The sequence below is a fragment of the Bacteroidota bacterium genome, assembly GCA_034723125.1.
In the GTDB taxonomy this organism is placed as follows: Bacteria; Bacteroidota; Bacteroidia; order CAILMK01; family JAAYUY01; genus JAYEOP01.
Genome location: JAYEOP010000136.1, coordinates 1 through 4,090, shown reverse-complemented (window position 1 = coordinate 4,090; position 4,090 = coordinate 1). Strand labels below are relative to the sequence as shown.

At 33.0% G+C, this 4,090-nt stretch carries 4 protein-coding genes; all 4 read right to left on the bottom strand.

Translation table 11 applies throughout. The annotated features are described in order from the left end of the window. A partial coding sequence (locus U9R42_04140) for a 2Fe-2S iron-sulfur cluster binding domain-containing protein (GenBank protein ID MEA3495207.1) occupies window positions 1-342 on the bottom strand: 342 nt, incomplete at its 3' end. 15 nt (window positions 343-357) lie between these two features. Next, window positions 358-1,257 (bottom strand): CoB--CoM heterodisulfide reductase iron-sulfur subunit B family protein, encoded by a 900-nt coding sequence (locus U9R42_04135; GenBank protein MEA3495206.1) that lies wholly within the window; start codon window positions 1,255-1,257, stop codon window positions 358-360. An 18-nt stretch (window positions 1,258-1,275) separates the two neighbouring features. Continuing rightward, window positions 1,276-1,680, bottom strand: coding sequence for a 4Fe-4S dicluster domain-containing protein (locus U9R42_04130; protein ID MEA3495205.1), 405 nt, complete (start codon window positions 1,678-1,680; stop codon window positions 1,276-1,278). A gap of 1 nt (window position 1,681) precedes the next feature. Next, window positions 1,682-4,090 (bottom strand): FAD-dependent oxidoreductase (locus U9R42_04125; GenBank protein MEA3495204.1); only part of this gene is annotated, 2,409 nt, incomplete at its 5' end.

Below are 4,090 nucleotides of genomic sequence, written 5' to 3'. Positions count from 1 at the left end.
TACACAACGAGAAACGGTTGGAAATAATTCTTTGATAGTATTGATATCAGGTGTAATTTCATCCATATCGTAAATTGGTTTTTCTGCAGGAACAAATGGAATTTGTACCAACAACATTCCATCAGTCACAACTGTTTGACAAGCAAGCCCACTTTGTAATTTATAATTTCCTTTTTCTCTAAAAACAGTAGCACAAGCTCCACAAAATCCTTCACGACAACCCACACCTTTTTTTAACTGATAACCGGCATATTCAAAAGCCGTAAGAATTGTTGAACCTTCCGGAACTTCATGTGCTTCACCCATAATAAAAACACTTAACATCTTTCGTTTATCACTCATTATCTATACCTCATACTATTTTATTAATTTTTTTGATTTTAGTAATTTTCTCGGATCAATAAAATTTCCATCAAATCCCATCACCTCTTCCGACAAACCAAATGCGAGTGCCATCAATTGTGTAAAATATACCACAGGAATCTCTTTAAAATCCGGATATTTTTCTTTTATATTTTTCTGTCTGTTATCAAGATTAAAAGCACATAGCGGACAACTTGTAATAATTATATCAGCACCTGAATTTTTTGCATCTTCTAAAATATCGCTACCGAGTTCAATCACAACATCTGCATTATCCACAGTTAAAAAACTACCGCAACATCTTCTTGAATTGTTCCATTTAATTGGTTCAGCTGTTAGTGAACTTATTAAGTTTTCAAAAATTGTCGGCGTTTCCGGATCATCTATTCCCACCTCTTTTGGTCGGAGTAACATGCATCCGTAATATGGTGCAACTTTTAAATTCTTTAATGATTTTTTTACTGCTTTTTTTACTTTATCAAATCCGATTTCTTTTATAATTTCCAAAAAGTGAACCGTCTCAACACTGCCATCATAATCTATCTCTTCTTTATACATAAAATCATTGATAGCATCTAAATCTTCTGAATTTTCACTAACTCGTTTATTCGATCTGCTTAATGTATTATAGCACATTGAGCATAACATTAGTAATCGTTTTTCGTCTTCTACTAATCCATCGCGATTCATCTCTAATACACGAACCATATTTCTGATTGGTGCCAGGTGATGCATAAGATCATCATCAGCAAGTGATGCAACAACTCCACAACAATTCCATCGTGGTAATTCTACAAATTCAACTCCTATCTTTTTAGCACTTTCAATAGCAGATTTTTCAAAATGTTTTGCTGCTGATTTTAATGTACATCCCGGATAATAAGGTATTTTCATCTATTTATTCCTCTCTATTTATGAAGTTAATCTTCTAAAAGCTCCAACTACTGCAATCTGTGGCAATTCTCTCAATATATCTTTTGGAATTTCATCAATCTTTACTTGATCAATTGATTGTCTTAATCGTATTTGTCTCAATGCTTCGGCAACTTTTGAAACATCAAGTTCTCGCGGACAACGAACTGTGCAAGTATTACAAGTCGCACATAACCACATTGTTTTTGTGTCCATAACTTCTTTATCGCCAAGCATAACCATTCTCATTAATTGAGCAGGAGAAATATCCATCTGTTCAATCACAGGACATCCGCCTGAACAGGTTCCACACTGATCACATAAAGTGATGGTCTCTCCACTAATTTCTTTGACTTTTTCATAAAAGTCAACTGATTGTTTATCTAAATATAATTTTTTCGGCATTTTATAACTCCTCCAATTTCTTTACTTCAACTTCAGTAATTTTTGGATATTTTTTAACAGTATCAACAGTTCCATTTACTACATCAAGAAATTGTTGTATCATACCGGATTTTAATTCAGAATAGAAAATTCTATCACCCTTAATTCCGGACTTTTTTAATTTTTCATTCACTAATTCAATCTGTTTAAGTGATATCTCTTTACTCCAAGGATATGCAGAACTATCTTTAACATTATCACCAATTATTACTCCATCAGCACCTTTTATAAATGCATAAGCAATTAAATTGTGTGTTATTCTAGATCCACTTGGAACTCTCATAATATATACATTATGATCATAAGCCATTTTTCTCACACCAACCATATCGGCAAGTCGATATGAAGAGGCATCATCTGCAAAGAATACTACTCTATGTTCATCTTTCTTTTTCAATTCTAAAATTGCATCTATTGAAGCATACATTTGTTCATTTGTATATCCTTTAAGATCAATCGCTTCTGCATGACAAGAACCAATACAAGAACCGCCACCAACACATAATGCACCATCAACAACTGCCTTATTATTACTATCCATCTGAATTGCATTTTTAGGACAAGCAGTCAGACAATCTTCACAACCATCACATTTATCAGAATCCACAAATGCTAAAATCGGATCTATTTCAAATTCTTTTTGATTTAATGAACCAATTGATCTTGCTGCCGCCGCACTTGCTTGGGCTACTGTATCCGGAATATCTTTCGGACCTTGAGCAGCACCGGCTACAAAAACACCCTCAACAAGTGTATCAACCGGCCTGTATTTTAAATGTGCTTCTTTAACAAAACCATCTGATGATCTATCCAATTTAAGAGAATCTAAAACAGTTCCACTTGACTGATTTGGTCGCATTCCATTTGCTAAAACAATCATATCAAAATCTGTCTCTATCAATTTTCTCGATAATGTATCTTCTGCTCTTAAAATTATTCTTGAACTTCGTGGGTCTTTATTTATCTCTGCAACTTTTCCACGAATATATTTTATTCCCATCTCTTGAGCTCGTTTGTAATACTCTTCAAATCCCTTTCCATAAGCTCTCAAATCAGTATAGAAAATGTAAATATCTGTTTCCGGCTTCTCCATTTTTAATAATGATGCCTGTTTCGTAGCATACATACAACATACTCGAGAACAATATTCATTACCAATTTGCTTGTCTCTCGAACCGACACACTGTATAAAAGCAACTTTATTTCCAATCTCTTTTGGTGGTGGATTTTCGTTACAGTGATCAACAATTCTTTCCATTTCCAATCCTGTCACCACATTTTCAAGTTCTTCATATTTAAACATTGGTTTAATATTTGGATCAATATCATCAAAACCCGTTGCTATAATAATATTATCAACTGTAAAATTCACTTTCTCCATCTTTTGTGTAAAATCAATAAAATTTTCAGGACACACATCAGCACATTTTGTACAGGAACCATCTTTAAATTGTAAGCAATTTTTTTCATCAATTAAATATTTAAATGGAATGGCAAGAGGGGCAGGAGTGTAAATTGCTTTTCTATCCATAATTCCTTTTTCCCACTCATTTGGGACTGAAACAGGACAAACTTCTTCACATTTTTTACAAGTTAAACAGATATCCATATTAATATCTGGGATTACAAATCTTGGAGTCACTTCCGCTTCAATATCAAAATGTAATCTATGACCTGATGTTTTTGTGATTTTGGTATTCGTATAAACTTTTATATTCGGATCACCCTCCGCCTCTGCCATTTTTGCCGATATAATACAAGCTGAACAATCTTCAGTTGGAAATGTTTTAGATAAAATGGTCATCTTTCCACCAATTGTCGGATCTTTTTCTATAAGTATAACATCTTTTCCGGCTGCAGATAAATCTAATGATGCTTGAATTCCTGCAATTCCTGCACCTATCACACAAACTTTATTTTCCATTTTAAACATTTTCTTTTCAAGCGGATAATTTAATGATACTTTATCAATTGCAACATTAACTAAACTTTTTGCCTTCTCTGTCGCAATTTCCGGTTGTTTTTTTAATGGCCACGAACAATGTTCTCTAAAATTTGCAATTTCTAATACATGTGGATTTAAATCTGCTTTTGCCATCGCAGATCTAAAAGTTTTTTCATGAAATTGAGGCGAACAAGCAGAAACAACAATTTTATCTAAACCATGTTTCTTAATGTCGTCAATTATTAATTTTTGACCTGCACCCGAACACATGTTTGTATGAATTTGAGTAATTTCAACATCTTTTTCTTTATCAACATATTCTTTTACATTATCCAGGTCAACAACTTTAGATATATTTCCACCACATCCACATAAATATACACCGGTTTTCATATTCTTTTTATCTTTATCTTTATTCTTCAAAAC

Excerpts from the sequence above, each read along its gene's own strand:
- U9R42_04135 (MEA3495206.1), bottom strand. The coding sequence starts at position 1,257 with ATGAAAATACCTTATTATCCGGGATGTACATTAAAATCAGCAGCAAAA.
- U9R42_04130 (MEA3495205.1), bottom strand. The coding sequence starts at position 1,680 with ATGCCGAAAAAATTATATTTAGATAAACAATCAGTTGACTTTTATGAA.